Origin of the sequence: Sphaerisporangium fuscum (assembly GCF_018531465.1) — a bacterium.
Classification (GTDB): domain Bacteria; phylum Actinomycetota; class Actinomycetes; order Streptosporangiales; family Streptosporangiaceae; genus Sphaerisporangium; species Sphaerisporangium fuscum.
This window is the reverse complement of the sequence record NZ_JAHDTF010000012.1, coordinates 111,415-133,729: the sequence shown is the minus strand read 5'-3', so window position 1 is coordinate 133,729 and position 22,315 is coordinate 111,415. Positions and strand designations below refer to the sequence as shown.

The 22,315-nt window shown below is 69.9% G+C and carries 26 protein-coding genes, 2 tRNA genes and 1 other RNA gene; 13 read left to right on the top strand and 16 right to left on the bottom strand.

Annotation, left to right across the window (positions count from 1 at the left end):
- Positions 1 to 14: 14 nt before the first annotated feature.
- The 7 genes from KIK05_RS15820 to ffs form a co-directional block, all read right to left on the bottom strand.
- Positions 15 to 1,118, bottom strand: a complete 1,104-nt coding sequence (locus KIK05_RS15820) for an aspartate-semialdehyde dehydrogenase (RefSeq protein WP_214411462.1) — start codon at positions 1,116 to 1,118, stop codon at positions 15 to 17.
- Positions 1,115 to 2,389 (bottom strand): aspartate kinase, encoded by a 1,275-nt coding sequence (locus KIK05_RS15815; protein WP_214411461.1) that lies wholly within the window; start codon positions 2,387 to 2,389, stop codon positions 1,115 to 1,117. Before KIK05_RS15815 ends, KIK05_RS15820 begins: the two co-directional genes overlap by 4 nt.
- Positions 2,390 to 2,625: 236 nt before the next feature.
- The gene (locus KIK05_RS15810) at positions 2,626 to 3,156 is read right to left on the bottom strand and encodes a DUF5063 domain-containing protein (protein ID WP_214411460.1); all 531 of its coding nucleotides are present in this window, start codon (positions 3,154 to 3,156) and stop codon (positions 2,626 to 2,628) included.
- Positions 3,149 to 3,748 carry a recombination mediator RecR gene (gene recR / locus KIK05_RS15805; protein WP_214411459.1) on the bottom strand — a complete coding sequence of 200 codons (600 nt, stop codon included), beginning with the start codon at positions 3,746 to 3,748 and terminating at the stop codon, positions 3,149 to 3,151. Before recR ends, KIK05_RS15810 begins: the two co-directional genes overlap by 8 nt.
- A 5-nt stretch (positions 3,749 to 3,753) precedes the next feature.
- Entirely contained in the window at positions 3,754 to 4,101 is a 348-nt protein-coding gene (locus KIK05_RS15800; RefSeq protein WP_214411458.1) for a YbaB/EbfC family nucleoid-associated protein, read from the bottom strand.
- 306 nt (positions 4,102 to 4,407) lie between these two features.
- Positions 4,408 to 6,543 carry a DNA polymerase III subunit gamma and tau gene (locus KIK05_RS15795; RefSeq protein ID WP_214411457.1) on the bottom strand — a complete coding sequence of 712 codons (2,136 nt, stop codon included), beginning with the start codon at positions 6,541 to 6,543 and terminating at the stop codon, positions 4,408 to 4,410.
- 106 nt (positions 6,544 to 6,649) lie between these two features.
- An RNA gene (gene ffs / locus KIK05_RS15790) (signal recognition particle sRNA small type) lies at positions 6,650 to 6,745 on the bottom strand.
- Between the two features lie 116 nt (positions 6,746 to 6,861).
- Between ffs and KIK05_RS15785 the strand changes: the two genes are divergently transcribed.
- Positions 6,862 to 6,947: transfer RNA gene (locus KIK05_RS15785), tRNA-Ser, on the top strand.
- A 217-nt stretch (positions 6,948 to 7,164) separates the two neighbouring features.
- On the opposite strand, the gene KIK05_RS15780 is transcribed toward KIK05_RS15785, so the two are convergent.
- Positions 7,165 to 7,467 (bottom strand): hypothetical protein, encoded by a 303-nt coding sequence (locus KIK05_RS15780; protein WP_214411456.1) that lies wholly within the window; start codon positions 7,465 to 7,467, stop codon positions 7,165 to 7,167.
- 244 nt (positions 7,468 to 7,711) lie between these two features.
- On the opposite strand from KIK05_RS15780, the gene ypfJ reads away from it, so the two are divergent.
- Both ypfJ and KIK05_RS15770 read left to right on the top strand, forming a co-directional pair.
- Positions 7,712 to 8,593 carry a KPN_02809 family neutral zinc metallopeptidase gene (gene ypfJ / locus KIK05_RS15775; protein ID WP_214411455.1) on the top strand — a complete coding sequence of 294 codons (882 nt, stop codon included), beginning with the start codon at positions 7,712 to 7,714 and terminating at the stop codon, positions 8,591 to 8,593.
- 69 nt (positions 8,594 to 8,662) lie between these two features.
- Positions 8,663 to 8,980 (top strand): type II toxin-antitoxin system VapB family antitoxin, encoded by a 318-nt coding sequence (locus KIK05_RS15770; protein ID WP_214411454.1) that lies wholly within the window; start codon positions 8,663 to 8,665, stop codon positions 8,978 to 8,980.
- Positions 8,981 to 9,060: 80 nt separating this feature from the next.
- Here the strand turns inward: KIK05_RS15770 and KIK05_RS15765 are convergent, their stop codons facing one another.
- On the bottom strand, positions 9,061 to 9,381 hold the full coding sequence (locus KIK05_RS15765) for a hypothetical protein (RefSeq protein WP_214411453.1): 321 nt from the start codon (positions 9,379 to 9,381) through the stop codon (positions 9,061 to 9,063).
- 320 nt (positions 9,382 to 9,701) lie between these two features.
- Here KIK05_RS15765 and KIK05_RS15760 point away from each other — a divergent pair, with 320 nt between their 5' ends.
- Positions 9,702 to 10,223, top strand: a complete 522-nt coding sequence (locus tag KIK05_RS15760) for a GNAT family N-acetyltransferase (protein ID WP_214411452.1) — start codon at positions 9,702 to 9,704, stop codon at positions 10,221 to 10,223.
- Positions 10,224 to 10,288: 65 nt separating this feature from the next.
- Here the strand turns inward: KIK05_RS15760 and KIK05_RS15755 are convergent.
- The 4 genes from KIK05_RS15755 to KIK05_RS15740 all read right to left on the bottom strand — a co-directional run bounded on the left by KIK05_RS15755 (position 10,289) and on the right by KIK05_RS15740 (position 11,928).
- Positions 10,289 to 10,378 (bottom strand) — tRNA-Ser (locus tag KIK05_RS15755).
- Positions 10,379 to 10,450: 72 nt separating this feature from the next.
- Positions 10,451 to 10,885 carry a tRNA adenosine(34) deaminase TadA gene (gene tadA / locus KIK05_RS15750; protein ID WP_214411613.1) on the bottom strand — a complete coding sequence of 145 codons (435 nt, stop codon included), beginning with the start codon at positions 10,883 to 10,885 and terminating at the stop codon, positions 10,451 to 10,453.
- Between the two features lie 45 nt (positions 10,886 to 10,930).
- The gene (locus KIK05_RS15745) at positions 10,931 to 11,422 is read right to left on the bottom strand and encodes a tRNA adenosine deaminase-associated protein (protein ID WP_214411451.1); all 492 of its coding nucleotides are present in this window, start codon (positions 11,420 to 11,422) and stop codon (positions 10,931 to 10,933) included.
- A gap of 17 nt (positions 11,423 to 11,439) precedes the next feature.
- A complete protein-coding gene (locus KIK05_RS15740) occupies positions 11,440 to 11,928 on the bottom strand; it encodes a tRNA adenosine deaminase-associated protein (RefSeq protein WP_214411450.1) in 489 nt (162 codons plus the stop codon).
- Positions 11,929 to 12,105: 177 nt separating this feature from the next.
- Between KIK05_RS15740 and upp the strand changes: the two genes are divergently transcribed.
- From upp to KIK05_RS15710, 6 genes are all read left to right on the top strand, one after another.
- Positions 12,106 to 12,744: a uracil phosphoribosyltransferase gene (upp, locus tag KIK05_RS15735; RefSeq protein ID WP_214411449.1), complete on the top strand. Its 639-nt coding sequence runs from the start codon at positions 12,106 to 12,108 to the stop codon at positions 12,742 to 12,744.
- Between the two features lie 125 nt (positions 12,745 to 12,869).
- Positions 12,870 to 13,088, top strand: coding sequence for a three-helix bundle dimerization domain-containing protein (locus KIK05_RS15730; protein WP_214411448.1), 219 nt, complete (start codon positions 12,870 to 12,872; stop codon positions 13,086 to 13,088).
- A 116-nt stretch (positions 13,089 to 13,204) separates the two neighbouring features.
- Complete coding sequence (locus tag KIK05_RS15725) at positions 13,205 to 13,363, top strand: hypothetical protein (protein ID WP_214411447.1); 159 nt, start codon at positions 13,205 to 13,207, stop codon at positions 13,361 to 13,363.
- Positions 13,360 to 13,887: a PH domain-containing protein gene (locus KIK05_RS15720; protein ID WP_214411446.1), complete on the top strand. Its 528-nt coding sequence runs from the start codon at positions 13,360 to 13,362 to the stop codon at positions 13,885 to 13,887. Before KIK05_RS15725 ends, KIK05_RS15720 begins: the two co-directional genes overlap by 4 nt.
- Before the next feature lie 133 nt (positions 13,888 to 14,020).
- On the top strand, positions 14,021 to 15,358 hold the full coding sequence (locus KIK05_RS15715; RefSeq protein WP_214411445.1) for a helix-turn-helix domain-containing protein: 1,338 nt from the start codon (positions 14,021 to 14,023) through the stop codon (positions 15,356 to 15,358).
- Between the two features lie 104 nt (positions 15,359 to 15,462).
- Positions 15,463 to 16,152: a FadR/GntR family transcriptional regulator gene (locus KIK05_RS15710; RefSeq protein ID WP_214411444.1), complete on the top strand. Its 690-nt coding sequence runs from the start codon at positions 15,463 to 15,465 to the stop codon at positions 16,150 to 16,152.
- A 241-nt stretch (positions 16,153 to 16,393) separates the two neighbouring features.
- On the opposite strand, the gene dnaN is transcribed toward KIK05_RS15710, so the two are convergent.
- The 3 genes from dnaN to KIK05_RS15695 form a co-directional block, all read right to left on the bottom strand.
- On the bottom strand, positions 16,394 to 17,488 hold the full coding sequence (gene dnaN, locus KIK05_RS15705; RefSeq protein ID WP_214411443.1) for a DNA polymerase III subunit beta: 1,095 nt from the start codon (positions 17,486 to 17,488) through the stop codon (positions 16,394 to 16,396).
- 147 nt (positions 17,489 to 17,635) lie between these two features.
- On the bottom strand, positions 17,636 to 18,289 hold the full coding sequence (locus KIK05_RS15700; RefSeq protein WP_214411442.1) for a LuxR C-terminal-related transcriptional regulator: 654 nt from the start codon (positions 18,287 to 18,289) through the stop codon (positions 17,636 to 17,638).
- Positions 18,286 to 19,773: a sensor histidine kinase gene (locus tag KIK05_RS15695; protein WP_214411441.1), complete on the bottom strand. Its 1,488-nt coding sequence runs from the start codon at positions 19,771 to 19,773 to the stop codon at positions 18,286 to 18,288. Before KIK05_RS15695 ends, KIK05_RS15700 begins: the two co-directional genes overlap by 4 nt.
- Positions 19,774 to 19,905: 132 nt before the next feature.
- Between KIK05_RS15695 and KIK05_RS15690 the strand changes: the two genes are divergently transcribed.
- From KIK05_RS15690 to KIK05_RS15680, 3 genes are all read left to right on the top strand, one after another.
- On the top strand, positions 19,906 to 20,817 hold the full coding sequence (locus tag KIK05_RS15690) for an ABC transporter ATP-binding protein (RefSeq protein WP_214411440.1): 912 nt from the start codon (positions 19,906 to 19,908) through the stop codon (positions 20,815 to 20,817).
- Between the two features lie 9 nt (positions 20,818 to 20,826).
- Positions 20,827 to 21,600, top strand: a complete 774-nt coding sequence (locus KIK05_RS15685; RefSeq protein ID WP_250562857.1) for an ABC transporter permease — start codon at positions 20,827 to 20,829, stop codon at positions 21,598 to 21,600.
- Positions 21,601 to 21,675: 75 nt separating this feature from the next.
- Positions 21,676 to 22,257, top strand: a complete 582-nt coding sequence (locus KIK05_RS15680; protein ID WP_214411439.1) for a TetR/AcrR family transcriptional regulator — start codon at positions 21,676 to 21,678, stop codon at positions 22,255 to 22,257.
- Positions 22,258 to 22,315 lie beyond the last annotated feature (58 nt).

The following is a 22,315-nucleotide window of genomic DNA, read 5'->3' as shown; positions in this document are numbered from 1 at the left end:
GAAGAGAGGGCTCGCTACGCCGAGAACTCCGTGGCGACGAGCTCGGCGATCTCGGCGGTGTTGAGCGCGGCGCCCTTACGGAGGTTGTCGCCGCACACGAACATGTCGAGGGTGTTGGGGAAGTCGAGCGCCTGACGGAGGCGGCCGACGTAGGTGGGGTCGGTGCCGACGACGTCGGCGGGCGTCGGGAAGACGTTGTTCGCCGGATCGTCGAGCACCACGACCGTCGGGGCGGCCTCCAGCACGGCCCGGGCCTGCTCGACGGTCACCGGCCGCTCGAACGTGGCGTGCACGGCCAGCGAGTGGGTGGTGACGACGGGGACCCGCACACAGGTCGCCGAGACCTTGAGGTCGGGAATGCCGAGGATCTTGCGGGACTCGTTGCGGACCTTGAGCTCCTCGGAGAACCAGCCGTCCTCCTTGAGCGAGCCCGCCGCCGGTACGACGTTGAACGCCAGCGGCGCGGGGAACGGCGAGTCGACCAGGTCGGGGACGGCCTTGCGGACGTCACCGGCGACGGTGCCGATCGTGCGGTTGCCCGCGACGGCCGCGATCTCGTCGTAGAGCCGCTCGGGCCCGGCGACACCCGCGCCCGACACCGCCTGGTAGGACGCGACGACCAGCTCACGCAGGCCGAACTCGCGGTGGAGGGCGCCGAGGGCCGCCATCATCGACAGGGTGGTGCAGTTGGGGTTGGCGATGATGCCCTTGGGCCGCTCACGCGCCTGCTCGGCGTTGCACTCGGGGACCACGAGCGGGACGTCGGGGTCCATGCGGAAGGCGCCGGAGTTGTCGACCGCCACCGCTCCGCGGGACGCCGCGATCGGCGCCCACTCGGCCGACACCTCGTCCGGCACGTCGAACATGGCGACGTCGACCCCGTCGAAGGCCTCGGGCGAGAGCGCGATGACCTCGACCTCCCGGCCGCGGACCACGAGCTTCTTGCCCGCCGAGCGCGCGGAGGCGATGAGGCGGATCTCGCCCCACACGTCGGGACGGTTGGACAGGATGTCGAGCATGACCGTGCCGACGGCGCCGGTGGCGCCGACGACGGCCAGGGTGGGCTTGTTCACTGCGCGGTCATTCTCCTCGGCGGCGTGCTGTCGCTGATCGGTCATCGTCCGGTGCCTCCGTAGACGACGGCCTCGACCTGGTCGGCGTCGAGGTCGAACTCACGGTGGGCGGCGGTGACGGCGGCGTCGACCTCGTTCTGCCCGACGATGACCGAGATGCGGATCTCGGACGTCGAGATCATCTCGATGTTGACGCCGGCGTCGGCGAGGGCGCCGAAGAACTTGGCCGTGACGCCGGGGTGCGAGCGCATGCCCGCGCCGATCAGCGACACCTTGCCGATCTGGTCGTCGAAGAGGATCTTCTCGAAGCCGATGCGCTCCTGGACGCGCTTCAGGGCCGTGACGGCGGTCGCGCCGTCGGCGGAAGGCAGCGTGAAGGAGATGTCAGTGCGGCCCGTCGCCGCGGCCGAGATGTTCTGCACGATCATGTCGATGTTGATCTCGGCGTCGGCGAGCGTCCTGAAGATGGCCGCGGCCTCTCCGACCTTGTCGGGCACCCCGACGACGGTGATCTTTGCCTCGCTCCGGTCGTGTGCGACACCGGAGATGATCGGCTGCTCCATCTCGTTTCCTTCAGTGTTGGGATCGGAGACGACCCATGTGCCTTCCCTGCTGCTGAACGAGCTCCTGACGTGGATCGGCAGATTGAACCGCCGGGCGTACTCCACGCAGCGCAGGTGCAGAATCTTGGCGCCGCAGGCGGCCATCTCCATCGCCTCGTCATAGGAGATGCGGGGGATCTGGCGAGCGGCGGTGACGATGCGCGGATCGGCGGTGAAGATGCCGTCGACATCGGTGTAGATCTCGCAGACATCGGCCTCGAGGGCCGCCGCGAGGGCCACGGCCGTGGTGTCGGAGCCACCCCGGCCGAGAGTCGTGATGTCCTTGGTGTCCTGGGACACCCCCTGGAAGCCGGCGACGATCGCGATCTGGCCGGCGCTGACCGCCTCCTGGATACGACCGGGCGTCACGTCGATGATGCGCGCCTTGCCGTGGGTGGAGTCGGTGATCACGCCGGCCTGCGAGCCGGTGAACGACCGGGCCTCGTGACCGAGGTTGGCGATCGCCATCGCCAGCAGGGCCATGGAGATGCGCTCACCGGCGGTCAGCAGCATGTCGAGCTCGCGCCCGGGGGGCAGCGGCGACACCTGCTGCGCGAGATCGAGCAGCTCGTCGGTCGTGTCCCCCATCGCGGAAACGATCACGACGACGTCGTTGCCGGCTTTTTTCGTGGCGACGATCCGCTGGGCGACCTGCTTGATGCGGGAAGCGTCGGCGACGGAGGAACCACCGTACTTTTGGACAACGAGCGCCACGGGATGTCTCCCAAAGGTTCAGTCTGCGGAGCTCACAGTCTACTGGGGCCTCCAAAACGCCCAACTGTTTTAACCACCATGTGGACATTCGGCCCGCGAGGGGCGCGGCGGTGGGGTGAGGAGGAGGGAGGGTGAGGAACGAACCCGGACGACGACGAAGCCCGCCGCCTCAAGGAGCGCCCCTCGCCGCCGAGCGCAGCGAGGCCATGGGCACGAGCGCAGCGAGGCCAGGCAGGCTACGCGCTGGTCGTCTCCTCCACCACGTCGAGGCGGGCGTGGGCGACGAGGGACTGCAGGGCCCTCATGGCGGCGCCCGCGTGGTTGCCCCAGGTGTTGAAGTAGGAGTACTGCCACCACCACAGGGCCTCGAGCGGGCGTCCCGCCCGATAGTGGCTCAGGCCGTGGACGAGATCGGCCGCGACGGCCGTCAGGTCGTCGGACAGGCGGTACGGCGTGACGACGGTGTCCTTGTAGGGGTCGAAGACCTCCGCGTAGTCGTCCACGGGGCCCAGACGCGTGGCGAGGGCCGTCCGCACCCCGTCGAGGTCGGGGTCGGGACCGGTCGGGGGCTCGAAGTTGCCCTGCAGGATCACGTCCTGGGCCGCACCGAGCTGCGCGCCCGCCAGGCTCACCTGGGAGACCTCCACGAGCAGCATGGCGAGCATGGCGTCGCCGCCCTCGCCGCCCGCCAACCGTGTCAGGCCGTCGAGGTAGTTCTGCGCGTGTGCCGCGACGCGATCCGCGAGAGCGCTCCACTCGTCAAACATCCAGAAGCCTCCGTCCTTCGAAAGCGCGGCCCAATGTGACCTCGTCGGCGTATTCGAGGTCTCCGCCCACTGGCAGACCGCTCGCCAATCTCGTGACTTTCAAACCCATGGGTTTGACGAGCCTGGCGAGGTAGGTCGCCGTCGCCTCTCCCTCGAGGTTCGGGTCGGTCGCCAGGATGAGCTCGGTGACCTGCCCGTCGGCGAGCCGCGTCATCAGCTCGCGGATGCGCAGGTCGTCGGGGCCGACGCCCTCGATCGGGCTGATCGCCCCGCCGAGCACGTGGTAGCGCCCGCGGAACTCGCGCGTCTTCTCGATCGCGACGACGTCCTTGGACTCCTCGACGACGCAGATGACATGGGGGTCGCGCCGGGCGTCCCGGCAGATCCGGCACTCCTCCTCGGCCGCGACGTTCCCGCAGACGCGACAGAACCGGACCCTCTCCTTGACCTCCAGCAGGGCATGCGCCAGCCGCTTGACGTCGGCCGGGTCGGCGGACAGCAGATGGAAGGCGATCCGCTGCGCGCTCTTCGGACCGACGCCGGGCAGCAGGCCCAACTCGTCGATCAGGTTCTGGACGACCCCTTCGTACATGGCGGTTAAAATCCTGGCAGCTGGAATCCGCCTCCGCCGAGCCCCTGGGCCAGCGGCCCGAGCTTCTCCTGCTGGAGCTCGGACGCGGCCCGCACGGCGTCGCGCACCGCGGCGATCACCAGGTCGGCGATCGTGTCGGCGGTCTCCTGCGGGTCGCCCGGGTCGACGGCCTTGGGGCTGATCTTCAGCTCGAGCAGCTCGCCGCTGCCGTTCACCGTGGCGACGACGAGGCCGCCACCGGCGGTGCCCTCGACCTCCGCGTCGCTCAGCTCCTGCTGCGCCGACGCGAGCTGCTGCTGCATGAGCTGCGCCTGCTCCAGCAACTGCTGCAAATTGACATCCCCTGGATTCACGATCATGCGCTCCTCATGGCTTCGCGTGTGGCACGAGCCTACGGGGTTTACCGCGCATGTTGCACTGGCGCAGGGCGGTGTTGACGTGTGCGGGCCCGCCGGAGGCGCCGCGGAACGGGCGGTGGGCGCAGGTCGGAGACGTAGCCGGGCGAGCGGGGGACGGTGCCGGTACATCGCCGGGCCAAGCCGGCACGGCCACCACCCGCCCCCACCCATGACACGGCCACGGGCCGGCCCGAAGACGCCAGGCTCGCGCCAAGACTTCCCCGGCCCGGTCAACAGGGCCCCTGCCCCCGGGCCGCGGCCTCAGGTGTGGTCGATCTCCCCGATGATCTGCCCGCCGAGCTCGCGCTGGACCAGCGCCAGCCCGGTCAGCGAGTCGGTGTCGGCGTCCGCGTCGTTGTCGGGGTCGACCTCGTCCGCCTCGCTGGCGGGCGAACTCGAACGGCCGGGGACGGCGTCGGGCCAGGCCGCGGCGGGCGCCTGACGCGGGCCCGCCTGGGCCGCCGAGCGCGCCGCCGAACGGGCCGCGGCGAGGCCGGGACCGGGACCCGGCGCCGGGCCCTCGTCGTCGGTGGGGGCGTCGGGCCACGGTTCGTCGGAAGGCTCCGGGACCGCCTGCGGCGCCGGCGCGGGAGCCGGGCGCGACGCCTGCGGGGGGACGGCAGGCCCCCTCTGCGCCGGCTGCGGGGGCTCGGGCCGCGCGGGACGCGCCGCCGCCGGCCGTACGGCCTGTGCCGGGCCGGAGGAGGGAGCCGCCGGGCCCGGAGAGTTGCCGACGACGGCCTCCACCCGCCAGGTGCCCCCCATGACCTCGGCGATAGCCGCCGCGACCACGGCGTCCTTGCCGCCGTTCACGAAGTTGCGCATCGCGCCGACCTGGCTGAAGCCCAGCGTCACGATGTTGCCCTCGACGCCGGCCAGCTGCGAGTTGGTGTTGACGTTCGCCCACACGGCGGGGGACCGCCGCTTGAGGACGTCGAGGATCTGTGGCCAGGTGTGCTGGAATGCGCCGCCTGCGGGCGTCTGGACGGGCGGGGCCGCGGGAGCCGCCGGGGCCGCCTCCGGCTGGCGGGCGGGAGCCTGGGGGGCACCCGGCCGGGACGGCGCGGGCCAGTCGTCGGCGGGCGGACGCGCGGCGGGCGCGCGTGTCGCGTCCTGTGGAGCGGGGGACGGCGCCGCTGGCTGCTGGACAGGGGACGGCGCGGGCTGCGGCGGCGCGGCGACCGGAACGGACGGGCCGACGGCCGGCACGGCCGCGGCCACCGGGACGGCCCCGGCGGCGACCCCGCCCCGTTCGAGACGCTCCAGCCGGGCGAGCAGCGAGGCCTCGCCCTGGTCGACGGCGGGCAGCAGGACGCGTGCGCACATCAGCTCGAGCAGCAGCCGCGGCGAGGTGGCGCCGCGCATCTCGGTCAGTCCGGCGTTGAACACCTCGGCGGCCCGGGTGAGCTCCGCCGGCCCCATCGAGGTCGCCTGCTCGACCAGCCGCTCGAGCTCGTCGGCCGGGCGGTCGAGCAGGCCGCTGGCCGCCGCGCCGGGGACGTTGGCGAGCACCACGAGGTCGCGGAAGCGCTCGAGAAGATCCATGGCGAACCGGCGGGGGTCGTGGCCGCCCTCGATCACCCGGTTGACGGCCTGGAACACCGCGGCGCCGTCACGCTTGGCGAACGCCATGACGATCTCGTCGAGCAGGTCGCCGTCGGTGTACCCCAGCAGGGACACCGCGCGGGAGTAGGTGATGCCGGCGTCGTCGGCCCCGGCCAGCAACTGGTCGAGGATCGACAGGGAGTCGCGCGCGGAACCGGCGCCCGCGCGCACCACCAGCGGCAGCGCGGCGGGCTCGTACGGCACCGACTCCGACTGGAGGATCTCCTCCAGAAGCTGCCGCAGCGTCGCCGGCGGCATCAGCCGGAAGGGGTAGTGGTGGGTGCGGGACTTGATGGTCCCGATGACCTTCTCGGGCTCGGTGGTGGCGAAGACGAACTTCAGGTGGGGCGGAGGCTCCTCGACGAGCTTGAGCAGCGCGTTGAAGCCCTCGCGGGTCACCATGTGCGCCTCGTCGATGATGTAGATCTTGAAGCGCGCGGACACGGGGGCGAAGAAGGCGCGCTCACGCAGGTCACGCGCGTCGTCGACGCCTCCGTGGGAGGCGGCGTCGATCTCGATGACGTCGAGGTGGCCCGGCCCGGTGGACGCGAGGGCCACGCACGACTCGCACTCGCCGCAGGGGTCGGGAGTCGGGCCCTTCTCGCAGTTCAGCGAGCGGGCGAGGATGCGGGCGCTGGAGGTCTTGCCGCACCCGCGGGGACCGCTGAACAGGTAGGCGTGGTTGATGCGACCGGTGCGAAGCGCCTGCCGCAGCGGCTCGGTGACGTGCTCCTGGCCCTTGACCTCGGCGAATGTCCCAGGCCGGTACTTTCGGTAGAGGGCGAGACTCATGCCGTCTCCTCGCCTTGGGGGCCTGCGTGCGACGTGACCGGAGCCCTGCGGGTGTCATGGACGCCGATCGGCTCACTCATGCGACGACACCGTCCCGAGGCTCCAGCGAAGAGACCCCTCGCACACCCGACAGAGCCCGCTTATCCTTGCTGCCTTCCGGCCCTGGGGAGGTTCACAGGATGACGCCGTGCGAGGGGTCCGGTAACAGTCTAGCCGTGACCGGCAGTGCTCGTGGCCGCTCCCGATACGAAGACCGAGACCGATTCGTCGCCGTCGCCGTGGTCTCCGGCGGTCCCAGAGTCCGGTAAGCTTCTCGACGGAGGATTCGCCTAGTTGGCCTAGGGCGCACGCTTGGAAAGCGTGTTGGGGGCAACCCCTCAGGAGTTCGAATCTCCTATCCTCCGCGCTTGGTTGAGCAGCAAGAACACGAAGGCCCCGGACCGATCCAGCCGGGGCCTTCGTGCTTTTCCGTCTCCGTCGGCTTTTCCGGAGGTCTCCGGTCCCAACCGTCGAGCGTCAACCCACCGCGCATGTGGCGAGGGCCGATTCGACGCCAGGGACGCGCTCGTGCAGCCGGTCCCCGCCACCCTCTTTTCTCCGGCTCGTTCGGTCTTCGCCGGGTCAGGGCCAGGGGTGCTGGAGGAGGTCCGGCGGGATGCGGTGGCCGCGGACGACGTACGGGCCGGGGGTGGGGGCGTGCGAGACGGGGGGTCTCGGGCCGGTGGAGGGCCGCTCGGGGGCCGCGGGCTCGCAGGAGGGGCGGACGCCGAGGCCGAGGCCGGTGCCGGCGGCCAGGGCGAGCACCAGGGCGGCGAGGAACGGGCCCTGTGAGACCGCCTTCGCCCGGATCCACGCGCCGGTCGGCATGACGGGCAGGCTCCGGACGAAATACGCGGGAGGCGGCACATCATCGTCCGCACTCACGGTAACCTCCTTGTGACTTTGGGCGGCGGTTCGGTCGGCACAGTAACCAGCCCCCGTCCGGCCACCTCGCATCCCGCGCCCGGCCCCACGCGATCACGGCGAACCGTTGGCCCGTGGCGGTGGCGGACTTGACCGCCGAGGCCCTGTCACATGGACGGCCATAGGTCCCGCGCATGATCGTTTTACTCTGGGGAACTAGCGGGGGTAGGCAGACCTCAGAACTGAGGAAAAGGGAAAAGGGCCGATGGATTTCCGGGACGATGTCGACCTTGACGCCTCACAGGTCGAGCAGCGCGGTGGCGGCGGTGGTTTTCCCGGTGGCGGCCTCGCCATCGGAGGAGGGGCGGCGGGCATCATCGCCCTGATCGCGGCGTTGATCTTCGGGGTCAACCCGGGCGACATCCTCGGCCGGGGCGGCGGCGACACGGGCGGCACCGCGCCGACCTCCAACCTCTCGCAGGAGTGCAAGAAGGGCTCCGACGCCGACCAGTCGGAGAACTGCCGCGTGGTCGGCGTGGTGAACAGCATTCAGGCCTACTGGAAGACCGCTTTCGACCGCAGGGGCAAGAACGCCTACGTCCCGGCGAAGACGGTGCTGTTCTCCCAGGCGGTCAACACGGGGTGCGGCCAGGCGACCTCGCAGGTCGGCCCGTTCTATTGCCCCAGTGACAAACACGTGTATCTCGACCTGAGTTTCTTCGACGAGTTGCAGAGCAAATTCGGCGCGAAGGGCGGGCCGTTCGCGCAGGCGTACGTCATCGCCCATGAGTACGGCCACCACGTGCAGGACCTGATCGGCACGATGGACCGCGTCGGAGGCAACAGCCAGGGCGCCGAGAGCGCTTCGGTGCGCCTCGAGCTCCAGGCGGACTGCTACGCGGGCGTGTGGGCCAAGAACGCCGTGGACACCGGGTTCTACGAGAAGCCGTTCACGCAGACCGACATCCAGGAGGCTCTGGACGCCGCGGCCGCCGTCGGCGACGACCGCATCCAGGAGAAGGCCCAGGGCCGGGTCGACCCGGAGGCGTTCACTCACGGCACCGCCGACCAGCGGATGAAGTGGTTCAGCACGGGCTACACGTCGGGCGAGCCGGCCAAGTGCGACACCTTCCGCGGGAGCATCTGACCCGCTCGGCGGCTCGTGATCGAGCCGCCGAAGCAGGGAAGACTCGGAAACTCTCTTAAACTCAATGGGGTGATCTTCAAGTCAATCGGCGACGGGCGCCCTTACCCCGAGCACGGCCTCTCGCATCGTGAATGGGCGCAGATACCGCCTCGGCAGGTCAGGCTCGACTCATTGATCACCACGAAGGCGGTGCTCGATCTGCATTCCCTGCTCGCCAAGGACTCCACGTTCTACGGCGATCTTTTTCCCCATGTGGTGCAGTGGCGAGGCGAGTTCTACCTCGAGGACGGCCTGCACCGTGCCCTCCGGGCCGCCCTCCACCAGCGTTCCGTGCTCCACGCCCGGGTTCTCGACGTCGACACCCTGAACGAGCCCTCTCCCATGTGAGAACTTTCCGGCACCAGCGCGGGTCGCCCCGCGAGGGGATCCTCCCGGGGCGACGAAGAAGGGCCTGGCGGCCGCCGTTCTCAGTAACGGCTGCTGCGGTGGTGGCTCTTGCCGTGGTGGTGACTCTTGTGGTGGTGGCTCTTGTGGTGGTGCCGCTTGTGGTGGTGCCGCTTGTGGTGGCTCTTGTGGTGGTGGCTCTTGTGGTGCCCCCTGTGCTTGTGGTGCCTCTTCCGGTGGCCGTCGTCGGAGCGGACGTTGCCCTGCTGGCCGGTGCCGGGGGCGGCCGCGACCACGGAAGCGGGAGCGGAGGTCGACGCGCTGGCGGAGTGCATCGCCAGTGCTCCCGGGCCGACCAGTGCGGAGGCCACCAGGAACCCGGTGGCGATTACTTGTCTGAGCATAAGAGATCACTCCGTTGTCGAGACGGTCTGCCGGGGATGAGGCTCCGGCAGACGGAGCGCCGCATTGGTTACTCGAGGTGCCCAAAACGCCGCGAGAAACTACAAATCTCACCCTAACTGGGCGAAATCAAGCGAGCAGCCGGTAAGCGGCAAAGGCTTGGTTCTGTAATTTCAACCCTACGGCGCATTTATTTATCTATTTCTCCCGCGCCGGATATCTTCCGATTCAGGGAAACCGCCGGGGTTTCAGACCACGCGCCGCGGCATGAGGGTCGATTATTCAATTGACACGCTTTGCCCAGGCTGGGGATGCTGGCCGGATGTTCGTACGACGCGAGTCCAAAGCCGATGTCCCGGCCATCCACGACGTCCACGCCGCCGCCTTCGCCGGCGCGGCGTCACCCGGCCAGATCCCCGTGGAGGCCGGCCTGGTCGACGACCTCCGGGCCTGTGACGCTTGGATTCCGGAGCTGTCCCTGGTGGCCGTCGGCCGGGACGGCGCCGTCGTGGGTCATGTCGTCTGCACCCGGGCCACGGTGGGGACGACCCCGGCACTCGGCCTCGGCCCCCTCGGGGTGCTTCCGGCGTTCCAGCGGCAGGGGGTCGGCCACGCCCTCATGCACGCCGTGCTGGGGGCCGCGGACGCGCTCGGCGAGCCTCTGGTGGTGTTGCTGGGGCACACCGACTACTACCCGCTGTTCGGTTTCCGGCCGGCCGAGGAATACGGCATCACGCCGCCGGTTCCCGGCTGGCGATCGCACTTCCAGGCGCGCACGCTGACGGCGTACGAGCCGGGGATGCGCGGCGAATTCACCTACGCCAAGCCGTTTCGCGATCTGTAGGCAGAGCCTGGCCGCACATGACAAGGGGCCCTTGGACCGGCTGAGCGGTCCAAGGGCCCCTTGGGTGGCGGTGGAGGTGGGATTTGAACCCACGGATGAGTTGCCCCATCACACGCTTTCGAGGCGTGCGCCCTCGGCCACTAGGCGACTCCACCGCCGAGCAGCCTACCGGATCCGCGGCCCTGTTCGCGCATCAGAAGTGTCCGGTATGCGAAGAAGAGCGAAGTTCATGGGCGACGGCCTGAGAAGAAGTCCTTCAGCACGGCCGAGCACTCCTCGGCGAGCACGCCCAGGACCACCTCCGGACGGTGGTTGAGCCGCCGGTCGCGTACGACGTCCCACAGCGAGCCCACCGCGCCGGCCTTGTCGTCGGTGGCGCCGTAGACGACCCGGTCGACCCGCGCGAGGACCGCGGCTCCGGCGCACATCGTGCACGGCTCCAGCGTCACCACCAGCGTGCAGCCCGCCAGGCGCCACTCGCCCCGCACGCGGGCGGCCTCCCGCAGGGCGAGGACCTCCGCGTGGGCGGTCGGATCGCCGCTCGCCTCGCGATCGTTGCCTGCCGCGGCGAGCACCTCGCCCTCGGGTCCGACGACCACGGCCCCGACGGGCACGTCACCGCGCCGGCCCGCGTCCGCGGCCTGCGCGAGCGCGAGCCGCATGGCGTGCTCGAAGGACCTGCCGTTCAAGGGACCGCGGGACGAGGGCTAGTGGAGCCGGTCGAGCTCGTCGGCGAAGGAGAGCTTCTCCGCGATCACCGACAGGGTGTCGGCGGGCAGTACACCTTCTTCCATGCTGAGCTCCAGCAGCTCCTCCGAGGAGACCCCGAGGTCGCTCAGCAGGTCGAAGTCACCCGCGGGCCGGACACCGAGGTCGGATTCCTTGTCGGGCACCACGACACCGGCCAGCTCGGTGAAGAGCTCGCCGAGGGAGTCGTTCGCCGCGGCGTGCGCGTCGGAGAGGAACACACGCGGCTCGGCATCGTCGTCGTAGCGGACGATGGCGAACCACTCGTCCTCCACCTCGACGCAGAGCAGGGCGAGCTCGTCGCCTTGCAGACCGAGGCTCTCCTGCACGGCGTCGCCGAGGTCGTCGGCGATCTCGGCGTTCGAGAGATCGACCTCCGCGCCGTTCCACCCGCTGGGCGTACGGACGAAGGCCGCGGCGAACAGAGCGCTGTTTGTTGGTCTCGAGGGCATGATCGGGGCTCCCGAGGTCAGCCGATGGCTGAGTCGACGGCACGTTCAAACGGCTGGGAGAACCCGAGCCGTGCTGCGATGCTGGAAAGCACCTCATCAGGAAGCAGTTCGAGATCGCCGGAGAGTGCGCCGAGTTCCATCTCGTCCAGCCCCAGATCGGAGAAGATCGACAGGTCTCCCGCAGGGAGCACCATGTCGAGCTCCTCCTCTTCGGGCACCGGGACGTCGAGGTACTCGAGGACCTGCTGGGCCAGGGGCCAGTCCCAGGACGCGGTGATGTCGGAGAGGAAGACGTCGACGCGCTCGCCGAACACCCGTAGTGCCACGAAGAAGTCATCCCCCACCGCGACGAGGCCAATCGTGGCGCCCATGCTGGGCTGCTGGCGAAGGGCGTGGATCAGGCCATGGAGATCGGCCGTGAGACCCACCGGCAGCATCTCGGCTTCCCAGCGGTCGTCCTCGCGGTACACCACGATGGCGAAGTCAAGAGCGTCTACGTCTGTCATCTTCACCCCACCGACGCGGTTCTTACAGTTGGTAATGCTCCCAGAATCACGCTGTCCCCGTAGGCCTCTCTGGCAAACTGTGATCAAAGAGGGAGACACGGGGTCCAGCTTAGTGTGATGGCCGTTACCGGCCTGGTCGTACCTTTTACCCCACTACAGCAGCTACCGTTACCAGGCATGAAGACCCTCGTCGTCGACCACCCGCTCGTCGCCCACAAGCTGACCACGCTGCGGGATGTGCGTACCGACTCCCCCACGTTCCGCCGGCTCGCCGACGAGCTCGTCACGCTGCTGGCCTACGAGGCCACCCGTGACGTCCGGGTGACCGACGTGACGGTCGAGACCCCGGTCGCCCCGGCCCACGGCGTACGGCTCGCGCGGCCCGTGCCGCTGGTCGTCCCGATCCTGCGTGCCGGCCTCGGCATGCTCGACGGCATGACCCGGCTGCTGCCCACCGCCGAGGTCGGCTTCCTCGGGATGATCCGCGACGAGGGCACCCTCAAGGCCCAGACCTACGCCACCCGCCTGCCGGAAGATCTGTCCGGCCGGCAGTGCTACGTCCTCGACCCCATGCTGGCCACCGGCGGCACCCTCGCCGCGGCGGTCCAGCTGCTGTTCGACCGGGGCGCCGAGGACGTCACGGCCATCTGCCTGCTCGCGGCCCCTGAGGGCCTGGCGTACATGGAGAAGGTGTTCGGGGACTCCGGCAGCCCGGTGCGGGTGGTCACCGCGTCCCTGGATGAGCGGCTGAACGAGAACGGATATATCGTGCCGGGACTCGGCGACGCGGGGGACCGCCTCTACGGCGTCGTCTGATTCCTTTTCCTCTTTCTTCCCCAGGTTGACCGTCGTCTTGTTACAAAGTGTGCTTCGACGGGTACTCTCAGTGACGACAAGGTTCCGGTTCGTCAAAAGACCGAGGACGCACACCTGGGAGAGCTATGGACCATCTGCCGGACATTGACGCCTATACACAGGTCGAGACCGTGCTTAAGGTCGAGTTCGCCGGGGTCCATCCCGCCGCGACGGTGACGCGCTGCATCGCAGCCGCCCATCACGGCGCGATGGAAGTCACGGGTCATGCGTACCCCAGCCTGGTCGAACGCATCGCGCGCAAGCACCTTCAGGTGCTGGCCACGGTGACCGACGAGCAGGGGTGACGCACATCACATCCATACCCCTACATACTGTGGGGTCGGGATGCGCTTTACCGAGCCAAAGGGCTGGGTAATGTATACGGTGGGTGCAGTGGGTGAGTGGTTAAACGGAGGCGGCAGTGCAGGTCAAGAAGGTTCTTACGTACACAGCCATCGCGTTTGTGGCTTTCTACCTGTTCACCAGACCGGCTGACGCGGCAAGCGCAGTCCAGGGGGCAATGAACACTGTGGTGAACGCCGCGGATTCGCTGGCCGTATTCGTCGCGAAGCTCACATGAGGCTTGTGACCCACGGCGACTCTGCTCCGTCGTCGGTCAATCGTTACCTGCTCCCCCACGAACACCAAGTCATCATGGTACGGCGCCATCCAGCGGTGCTGTTACGGCCGGTCGCCGAGGTCTTCGGCGGCCTGGTCCTCGCGGGGCTGCTGAGCAAATGGCTCGGCGAGAACCAAGGGTCACAGGCTCTCGTCATCGTGTGGTGGGCCTGGCTGCTCCTACTGATCCGCTTCGTGTGGAAGGTAGCCGAGTGGTCGGTCGACTACTTCGTCGTGACATCCAAACGGATGCTCTTGACAACCGGTCTGATAACTCGCCGAGTGGCGATGATGCCACTCGGCAAGGTCACCGACATGAGTTTCCAGCGATCCCTCCTCGGCCGCCTTCTCGGCTACGGCGAGTTCGTCCTGGAGTCGGCCGGTCAAGATCAGGCCCTTTCGACGGTCACCTACATCCCCTATCCCGAGACCCTGTACCTCGAGGTCTGTCAGATGCTCTTTCCCGGCTCTGACGACGATGATTAGTCCAGTTTCGTCCTGAATCCCGAGGGGTGAGACACACTTCTCCCTCGGGATTCTTGACGTGGGTATACCCGTTTCGGCTGCTTCGTGCCATCATGGCGGAACCATTGACCATATCCCCGCCCTAAGAGATCACATGCCGAGTCAGGGAACCATCGGTGACCGCGTCCGCGGACTGCGACTGAGCAGGCGAATGTCTCAGGCCCAGTTGGCCGGACCGGACCTCTCCGACAGTTACGTCTCTCTCATCGAGTCCGGCAAGCGCACGCCCACGCCGGTGGTCGCCCGCCTGCTCGCCGAGCGTCTTGGATGCACCACCGAGTTTCTCCTCCACGGGATCGAGCCGCGCCAGCGCATCGACACCGAGCTCGGGCTGCGCCATGCCGAACTGGAGCTTCACCACGGTGACGCGGCCCTCGCCGCCGACCGTTTCGGTGACATCGTCAAGGCGGCGGGCGAGGACAACGCGCTCCTCGCCGCGCACGCCCGTCTCGGGCGCGCACGGGCCCTTGAGGCCCAGGGCAAGCTTGGGCGGGCCGTCGAGGCGTACGAGCGCCTGCGCCGCGAGGCCGCGGCCCACCCCGAGCGGCTGGCCGACGTGCCGCTCACGGTGGCGCTGTGCCGGTGCTACCACCGGGCGGGTGACGTCATGCGCGCCCGCGACCTCGGCACCAAGGCGCTGGAGCAGGTGACGAGGCTCTCGCTCGTGCACGGCGAGGTGGCCGTCGAGCTGGCGGCGGCGCTGGCCGACGCCGGGATCGGGCAGCCGTACGTCGAGCAGGTCCTCGCCGCGACCGGTGTGCCGGTGCCCGTCGACCGCACGACCGAGATCCTTTCGCTCTGGCAGGCCAGCATCTCGGCCGCCGAGGGCGAGGACTCCGCGCTCGCCGTGCAGTTCGCCGACGACGCCATCTCCGCCGGTCGTCCCGCCCGCATCGCGGTCCAGATGGCGAAGATCGCCATGCGCTGGGCCGAGATCACCGCGGCCACGGCCGACGGCGACGTCCACGAGATCGACGAGCTCGTCAGTCGCGCGAGCGACGTCTTCTCGGCCCTGTCGGCCGAGACGATGGAGCACGGTCGCAGCCTGCTGGTGCTGGCCCGCGTCCGCCTTCGCACGGGCGACCCGAACAGCGCCGAGGAACTGGCCGGCCAGGCTCTCGAACTGCTCACCGGCGAGCCCTCTTCCCTGGCCGCCTCGGCCCACCTGGTGCGGGCCGAAGTCGCTTTGGCACGGTCCGACCAGGACGCGGTCACGACGCTCAAGCGTGCCGAGGCCGTCCTTTCGGCGGTGCCGGCGGCGGGGGCGATCCGCGACCGGGAGACCGCGGCGGCGTGGCGTCAGCTGGGCGATCTGTGGGGCAGGGCCGGTCATCGCGAGCAGCAGACCGGCGCGTATCGTAGGGCTCTCGAAGCGGTCGGAGTCAGGTCGACCGTCGCAGGCACCGTCACGTCCACGGTTTTCGCACGGTAGGCCCCCCTCGCTGACCACCGGATTTGGCGAGGGGACTCCGGAATAATTAAAGTCGACCAATCATTGACTTGTAGGATGATTGGTTTCTCCGGAGGAGGCAGACTGTGAGTCTGCGTACGGCTCAGCGGGCTTCCCTCGTCGACCAGGTGATCGACCAGCTCAAGGAGCAGATCACCTCGGGGTCCTGGCAGCTGCACGCCAAGATCCCAACGGAGACGGTGCTCGCCGAGCAGCTCGGCGTGGGCCGTAACACCGTGCGCGAGGCCGTGCGCGCGCTCACCCACGCAGGTCTGCTGGAGTGCCGTCAGGGCGACGGCACCTACGTCCGAGCCACCAGCGAGCTCTCGGGCGCCATGGCCCGCCGCCTGCGCACCGCCGAGCACCTCGAGATCCTCGAGGTGCGGCGGGCGCTGGAGGTGGAGGCCGCCAAGCTCGCGGCCGTCCGGCGCACGGCCGGGGACATCGAGCTGATCGAGGCGGCGCTGCTGCGGCGTGAGCAGGCCTGGGCCGAGGCCGAGGTCGAGGCCTTCGTGGAGGCCGACCTCGCCTTCCACGTGGCGGTGGTCGAGGCCACGCACAACCGTGTCCTCATCGAGCTCTACAAGGACTTCTCGGCGGCGCTGCGCGCGAGCATCGCCGCCGCGGGCGCGCCGCTGGAGAACGGCCACATCCCGCACGACGCGATCGCCCGCGCCATCGCCTCCGGCGACGCGGCCGCCGCCGAACGAGCCGGTCACGCCTGCATGGAGCACATCGCCATCGCCCTCACCGACACCCCCGAACTCCTCGACTGAGCGCGCGCGAGGGGCGCGGCGGTGGTCTGAGGAGGAGGTAGGGCGAGGTACGAGCCCGGACGACGACGAAGGCCGCCGCCTCAAGGGCGCCCCTCGCCGCCGAGCGGAGCGAGGCCATGGGCACGGGCGCGGCGGTGGTCTGAGGAGGAGGTAGGGCGAGGTACGAGCCCGGACGACGACGAAGGCCGCCGCCTCAAGGGCGCCCCTCGCCGCCGAGCGCAGCGAGGCTGATGAACAGGGTTCAGTTGAGGCGCAGCGACATCACCAGGTAGCGGAACGACGGGTCGTCGCCGTCGTCGGTGATCAGCACGGGGCGGGTCGGGGACACCATGTTGATCACGACGTTCTCGGTCTGCACGCCGGCGACCCCTTCGAGCAGGAAGTGCGGCTGGAAGGCGATCTGGATGTCGTCGCCGTCGAGCTCGGCCCCGACCGCCTCGGCGCCCCGGCCGATGTCGCCGCCACCCGCCTGCACCAGCACCTGCCCTTCGCTGAACGACAGCCGGATCGCGGTGTTGCGCTCGGCGACCAGCGCCACCCGCTTGACGGCCTCCACGAACGGCGCGGCCTTCACGGTCGCCCGGATCGGCCAGTCGTCGGTGAGCCGGGAGCGGTAGTCGATGAACTGCTCGTCGAGCAGCCGCACGGTCGTGGTGCGGCCGGCGCATTCGAAACCGGCGATGCCGTCGCCGATGCCGACCGAGACCTCCCCGGCCCGCAGGGAGCGCGCCACCTCCACCATCACGCGGGCGGGGACCATCATCGCGGCCTGCGCGTCGGGCCGCTCCGGATTCCACAGGAAGTCGCGTGCCGCGATCCGGTAGCGGTCGGTGGCCGCCAGGGAGACCCCGGTCCCGTCGATGTCGACCCGGATGCCCGTGAGCATGGGCAGCGTGTCGTCGCGGCTGGCGGCCACGGCCACCTGGTTGACGGCGGTGGCGAAGACCCCGCCCCCGACCGCTCCCACCTTCGCGGGCATGGCCGGCAGCGCCGGGAAGTCCTCCACCGGCATCGTGAGCAGGCCGAACTCGGCGCCGCCGCAGGTGAGGACGGCCTCGGCCCCGGAGGTGACAAGCTGGACGGGCTCGGCGGGCAGACTGCGCGTGATCTCGGCCAGCACCCGGCCCGGGATGAGCACCTTGCCGGGCTCGGCGACGTCGGCCTCGATCAGGGCGCGCGCCGAGACGTCGTAGTCGAACACCGAGAGGGCGAGGCTGTCGTCGAGAGCCTCGAGCAGGATGCCGGACAGCACCGGCAGCGCGGGACGCCCCGGCAACGCCCGGGCGCTCCATGCCACCGCGTCGGCCAGCACATCGCGGTTCACCTGGAACTTCACCCTGATCCATCCCCTTCGAGTCGTCCGTCCCCAGAAAGGTAGCGTCTTGGTAGGACATTTGATGGCGAAGCGATCCCCCGGCAGCCGCCGGACACACCCGTTACCAGGTGCCGGGGTGACAGAGATGTCACTCATGGGGCAGGCGGATCAGCCGCGCGTCCCGTTGAGGTAGGCGAGGACCGCGAGGACGCGGCGGTTGTCGTCGTCGGAGGCCACCAGGCCGAGCTTGGCGAAGATGTTGGCGGTGTGCTTGGCCACGGCGCTCTCGCTGAGGAACAGCCGCTGGGCGATGGCGGCGTTCGAGCGGCCCTCGGCCATGAGCTCCAGCACGTCACGCTCACGCGGGGTGAGCCTGCCGAGGGGCTCGTCCCGTGCGTTGCTGGCCAGCAGCTTGGCGATGACGTCAGGGTCCATGGCGGTGCCTCCGGTGGCGACCCGGCGCACCGCGTCGACGAACTGGGCGGCGTTGAAGACGCGGTCCTTCAGCAGATAGCCCACCCCTCCGCTGCCGTCGGCGAGCAACTCCCTGGCGTACAGCTGCTCGACGTGCTGGGACAGCACGAGCACCGGCAGGCCGGGGATCGACCGCCGGGCGGCCAGCGCCGCCTGGAGGCCCTCGTCGGTGAAGGTGGGCGGCAGCCGTACGTCGACGACCGCCACCTCGGGGCGTTCGTCGAGCAGGGCCTTGAGCAGCTCGGGCCCCGACTCGACCGCGGCGACGATCTGGAAGCCGTGTGCCTCCAGCAGCCGGACCAGACCCTCACGCAGCAGGTAGAGGTCTTCGGCCAGGACCACCCTCATGCACACGACTCCGAGTCTCGCTGTTTCAGCTGGATGGAGGTGCGGATGGCGAAGAAGGCCATGCCCGCACCGAGGCCGATCATGCCGAGGACGACCGGCCACTGCAAAGGCGCCGGCATGTACAGGGCCAGGAACCAGCTGCGCTCAGGGCTCTGGAAGATCTTGAAGGCCATCGCCACGAGCCCCTGCGGGAACAGCGGGAGCCAGAACAGCGCCCAGCACAAGCTCAGGAGGGCGTTCTTCCAGGGCGGCAGGTCCGAGACGCGGCGGACCCCCGGCAGAGCGCGTGGGATCTCGACGGTCGCCGTCGTCGGCCCGCCGGGCGGGCTGTTCAGGGCCAGCACACCGTCGAAGGCGGCGAGCCGCCGTTCGATGCCGCGCAGTCCGGTGCCCCGGGAGGGGTCGGCCCCGCCGTGGCCGTCGTCGGTGACGGTGACGCGCAGCGCCGGGCCGCGGTGACTGATGTCGACGGTCACCTCGCGGGCGTCGCCGTGCCTGCCGGCGTTGGTGAGCAGCTCGCTGATCACGAAGTACGCGGCCGATTCGACGGGGGCCTCGGCGCGGCCGGGCAGGTCGACCCGTACCGTGACGCGCAGCGGGCTGTCGAGGGCCAGGGCCCGCACGGCGTCGTCGAGGCCGCGCTCGGCGAGGACCGGGGGGTGGATGCCGCGCACGAGTTGTCGCAGCTCGACCAGCGAGGCGGCCGACGCCTCGCGCACCTTGGCCAGCAGCGCCTTGGCCGCGGCGGGGTCGGATTCGACCAGTTCCTCGGCGGCGGCGAGGGTCATGCCCATGGCGACCAGGCGGGCCTGCGCGCCGTCGTGCAGGTCGCGTTCGATGCGCCGCAGCTCGGCGGCCTGCGCGTCGACCACCTCGGTGCGCGTCTGTTCGAGCAGGCGCAGCTCGTGGGTCAGCCGGGCCTTCTCGGTAGGGGCGAGCAGCAGCTTCGTCCACAGGCTGTGGACACGTGTGATCCGCGGGGCCAGGAGCACACCCGTCATGATGACGAGCACCCCGGCCACCGCCTCGGCGGGCCGCCCTACCGCGAGGAGCGCGACGCCGTACCCCGTCAGGAGCAGTGGCGCGCCCGCGACGAACGGGTCGGCGATCAGCCAGGCGAAGTCGCGCCAGGTCGCAGGGTCCTTGATCATCCAGTTGAAGGTCCGGTTGAAGGTGGGCACCAGCGAGGTGCGGTAGAGCTGGCGCCCGTCGCGGTACCAGCCGTCGCGCTGCGGCAGCGGAGGCGGCGGCGCCGGACGGTACGGCGTGGCGATCTCGACGCCGGACCACTCGCGGGCGATGTCACGCGCCTGACGGGCGCAGGCGCGCACCAGGCGGACGGCGGGCGGGAACAGGAAGACCATGCCGAGTCCGAAGGTCAACAGGAAGACGACCACGGCCAGCACCGCGGCCAAGGCGTGCATGAAGGCCAGCACCGCGAGCATGAGGCAGCGGCCGAAGCCGATCGTCGTCCGGAGAAGCATGCAGCCAGTCTGGTTCACCGGCCCTGTTATCCGAAGTAGCGATGGGTGCCGAGTCGAGGTGTACCTAGGTCCACCCCCGTTCGGGCCGCAGGTGCATTCCGGGCGAGAGCCGCGATTCCTAGCGTCGACGGCATGGAAATCATCGAGATCGGCAACCTGCGCAAGCTCTACGGCGCGCAGGTCGCGGTGGACGACGTGTCGTTCAGCGCCCATGAGGGGGAGATCTTCGGCGTCGTCGGCCGCAACGGCGCGGGGAAGACCACCACCGTCGAGTGCCTGAGCGGGCTGCGCACTCCGGACGCCGGCACCGTCCGCGTCACGGGCCTCGACCCCGGCCGCGACCGTGCCGAGGTGCGGCGCAGGGTCGGCGTGCAGTTGCAGGACTGTTTGCTGCCCGACAAGCTGCGGGCCGGCGAGGCCCTCGAGCTCTACGCCTCGTTCTACGACAAGCCCGCCGACTGGAGGCGGCTGCTGGAGGAGGTGGGGCTCGGCGCCAAGCGCGAGACCCCGTTCGCCAAGCTGTCGGGCGGCCAGCGGCAGCGGCTGTCGATCGCCCTCGCCCTGGTCGGGGGGCCGCGCGTGGCGATCCTGGACGAGCTGACCACGGGCCTGGACCCGCAGGCGCGGCGCGACACCTGGGATCTCATCGAGCAGGTGAAGGCACGCGGGGTCACGATCGTCCTGGTCACCCACTTCATGGAGGAGGCCGAGCGGCTCTGCGACCGGATCGCCGTGATCGACCGGGGTCGCGTCGCGGCGGTCGACACGCCGGCCGGTCTGATCGCCAGGGCCGGCGGCGGGATCCGGGTGGTCTTCCGCTGCCCGCCGGACGCCGACCGCGTCCTCCGGTCGATCCCCGAGGTGGTCTCGGTCACGCGGGACGGCGACCAGGTGACGGTGGCCGGGTCCGAGAACGTGCTGCTCGCCGTCACCACGGCGCTCGCCGCCCACGGGGTCGTCCCCGCCGGGCTGCGGACCGAGCAGGCCACACTCGACGACGCCTTCCTCGCCCTCACCGGCCGCGCGGCCGCCGACGCCTCCTAGGAGACCCTCATGTCGAACATCGCGACCTCCCGCAGGGACACGGCCCTGTTCAGGCTGACCCTGACAGAGGCCAAGCTCTACCTGCGGGAACCCAGCGCGGCCTTCTTCACGCTCGTCCTTCCCCTCGCCCTGCTGCTGATCCTGGGCTCCGTGATCCCCGGCTTCCGCACCCCCGACCCGGCCCTCGGCGGCCAGCGGGTCGTCGACACGCAGCTCCCCGCGATGATGGTGCTGCTCTCGATCGCGACCACGGCCTTCACCCTGATCCCGGCGGTGCTCGCGCAGTATCGGGAACGCGGCGTCCTGCGCCGGATGTCGGTCACGCCGGCCTCCCCGCGCACGCTGCTGCTCACGCAGTTGCTGGTCAACCTGGTCACGTCGGTCGTCTCCACCTCCCTCACGATCGTCGGCGCGCGTCTGGTGCTGCAGGCGCGGATCCCGATGCTTCTGCTCTGGTTCGTGCCGGCGTTCGTGCTCGGGGTCTGCGCGCTGTTCGCCATCGGCCTGGTCATCGCGGCGGTCATCCCGAACAGCCGGGCCGCCGGCGGGATCGGCTCGCTGGTGATGTTCCCCATGTTGTTCACCGCCGGCATGTGGCTGCCCCGGGAGATGATGCCCCAGGTCCTGCGCCGGATCAGCGACTTCACTCCGACCGGCGCCTTCGGGCAGGCGCTGCGCGACACGTGGGCCGGTACGCCTCCGCAGGCGCTTCACCTGGCCGTCATGGCGGGGTGGGCCGTCGTGGCCGGACTGTTCGCGGCGCGCATGTTCCGCTGGGAGTGACGCGCCGGGGTACGGACGCGGGGGCCGTACCCCGGGGCGCTATTCAAGACCGACCGTTCTGATATGGTGGCGAACATGGCGAGGACGAAAGAGTTCGATCCCGACGTCGCGCTCCAGGGCGCCCTGGAGCTGTTCTGGGAGCGCGGGTACGAGGCGACGTCGATGGCCGACCTCGTCGAGCACCTCGGGATCAGCAGGGCCAGCTTGTACGCCACCTTCGGGGGCAAGCACGACCTCTACATGAAGGCCCTGCGGCGCTACGTCGACAGCCGCGACCCCTCACCCATCGAGGTCCTCTCCCGGCCGGGGCCGGCCCTGGCCGCCGTACGCGCGCTGGTGGAGCACTACGCCGCCGACTCCGTCGACGACACGCGGCGGCGCGGGTGCATGGTCGTCAACGCGGCGGCCGAGATGCTGCCCAGGGACGACGAGGTGAGCCGCCTGCTGAACGTCCAGTGGACGTCGCTGGAGGCGGCGCTGACGACGACGCTGATGCGGGCGCGCGCCCAGGGCGAGCTGCGCCCGGAGAAGGACCCGGCGGCGCTGGCGCGCTTCCTGCTGGTGTTCCTGCAAGGGCTTCGGCTCATGGGCAAGGGGGACGCCGACCCCGTCCGCCTCCGGGACGCCGCCACGCAGGCGCTCTCGATCCTCGACTGAGAACCCCCTCGTCGGCGGGTTTTCGGCTGCCTTCAAACTGGAACGATCAGTCTAGTAC

Excerpts from the sequence above, each read along its gene's own strand:
- KIK05_RS15685 (WP_250562857.1), top strand. The coding sequence starts at position 20,827 with ATGTCGAACATCGCGACCTCCCGCAGGGACACGGCCCTGTTCAGGCTG.
- tadA (WP_214411613.1), bottom strand. The coding sequence starts at position 10,885 with ATGCGGCTCGCGCTCGCGCAGGCCGCGGACGCGGGCCGGCGCGGTGAC.
- KIK05_RS15745 (WP_214411451.1), bottom strand. The coding sequence starts at position 11,422 with ATGCCCTCGAGACCAACAAACAGCGCTCTGTTCGCCGCGGCCTTCGTC.
- upp (WP_214411449.1), top strand. The coding sequence starts at position 12,106 with ATGAAGACCCTCGTCGTCGACCACCCGCTCGTCGCCCACAAGCTGACC.
- KIK05_RS15690 (WP_214411440.1), top strand. The coding sequence starts at position 19,906 with ATGGAAATCATCGAGATCGGCAACCTGCGCAAGCTCTACGGCGCGCAG.
- KIK05_RS15715 (WP_214411445.1), top strand. The coding sequence starts at position 14,021 with ATGCCGAGTCAGGGAACCATCGGTGACCGCGTCCGCGGACTGCGACTG.
- KIK05_RS15760 (WP_214411452.1), top strand. The coding sequence starts at position 9,702 with ATGTTCGTACGACGCGAGTCCAAAGCCGATGTCCCGGCCATCCACGAC.
- KIK05_RS15765 (WP_214411453.1), bottom strand. The coding sequence starts at position 9,381 with ATGCTCAGACAAGTAATCGCCACCGGGTTCCTGGTGGCCTCCGCACTG.
- KIK05_RS15795 (WP_214411457.1), bottom strand. The coding sequence starts at position 6,543 with ATGAGTCTCGCCCTCTACCGAAAGTACCGGCCTGGGACATTCGCCGAG.
- KIK05_RS15720 (WP_214411446.1), top strand. The coding sequence starts at position 13,360 with ATGAGGCTTGTGACCCACGGCGACTCTGCTCCGTCGTCGGTCAATCGT.
- KIK05_RS15680 (WP_214411439.1), top strand. The coding sequence starts at position 21,676 with ATGGCGAGGACGAAAGAGTTCGATCCCGACGTCGCGCTCCAGGGCGCC.
- KIK05_RS15700 (WP_214411442.1), bottom strand. The coding sequence starts at position 18,289 with ATGAGGGTGGTCCTGGCCGAAGACCTCTACCTGCTGCGTGAGGGTCTG.
- KIK05_RS15810 (WP_214411460.1), bottom strand. The coding sequence starts at position 3,156 with ATGTTTGACGAGTGGAGCGCTCTCGCGGATCGCGTCGCGGCACACGCG.
- KIK05_RS15740 (WP_214411450.1), bottom strand. The coding sequence starts at position 11,928 with ATGACAGACGTAGACGCTCTTGACTTCGCCATCGTGGTGTACCGCGAG.
- ypfJ (WP_214411455.1), top strand. The coding sequence starts at position 7,712 with ATGGATTTCCGGGACGATGTCGACCTTGACGCCTCACAGGTCGAGCAG.
- KIK05_RS15820 (WP_214411462.1), bottom strand. The coding sequence starts at position 1,118 with ATGACCGATCAGCGACAGCACGCCGCCGAGGAGAATGACCGCGCAGTG.
- KIK05_RS15730 (WP_214411448.1), top strand. The coding sequence starts at position 12,870 with ATGGACCATCTGCCGGACATTGACGCCTATACACAGGTCGAGACCGTG.
- KIK05_RS15695 (WP_214411441.1), bottom strand. The coding sequence starts at position 19,773 with ATGCTTCTCCGGACGACGATCGGCTTCGGCCGCTGCCTCATGCTCGCG.
- recR (WP_214411459.1), bottom strand. The coding sequence starts at position 3,748 with ATGTACGAAGGGGTCGTCCAGAACCTGATCGACGAGTTGGGCCTGCTG.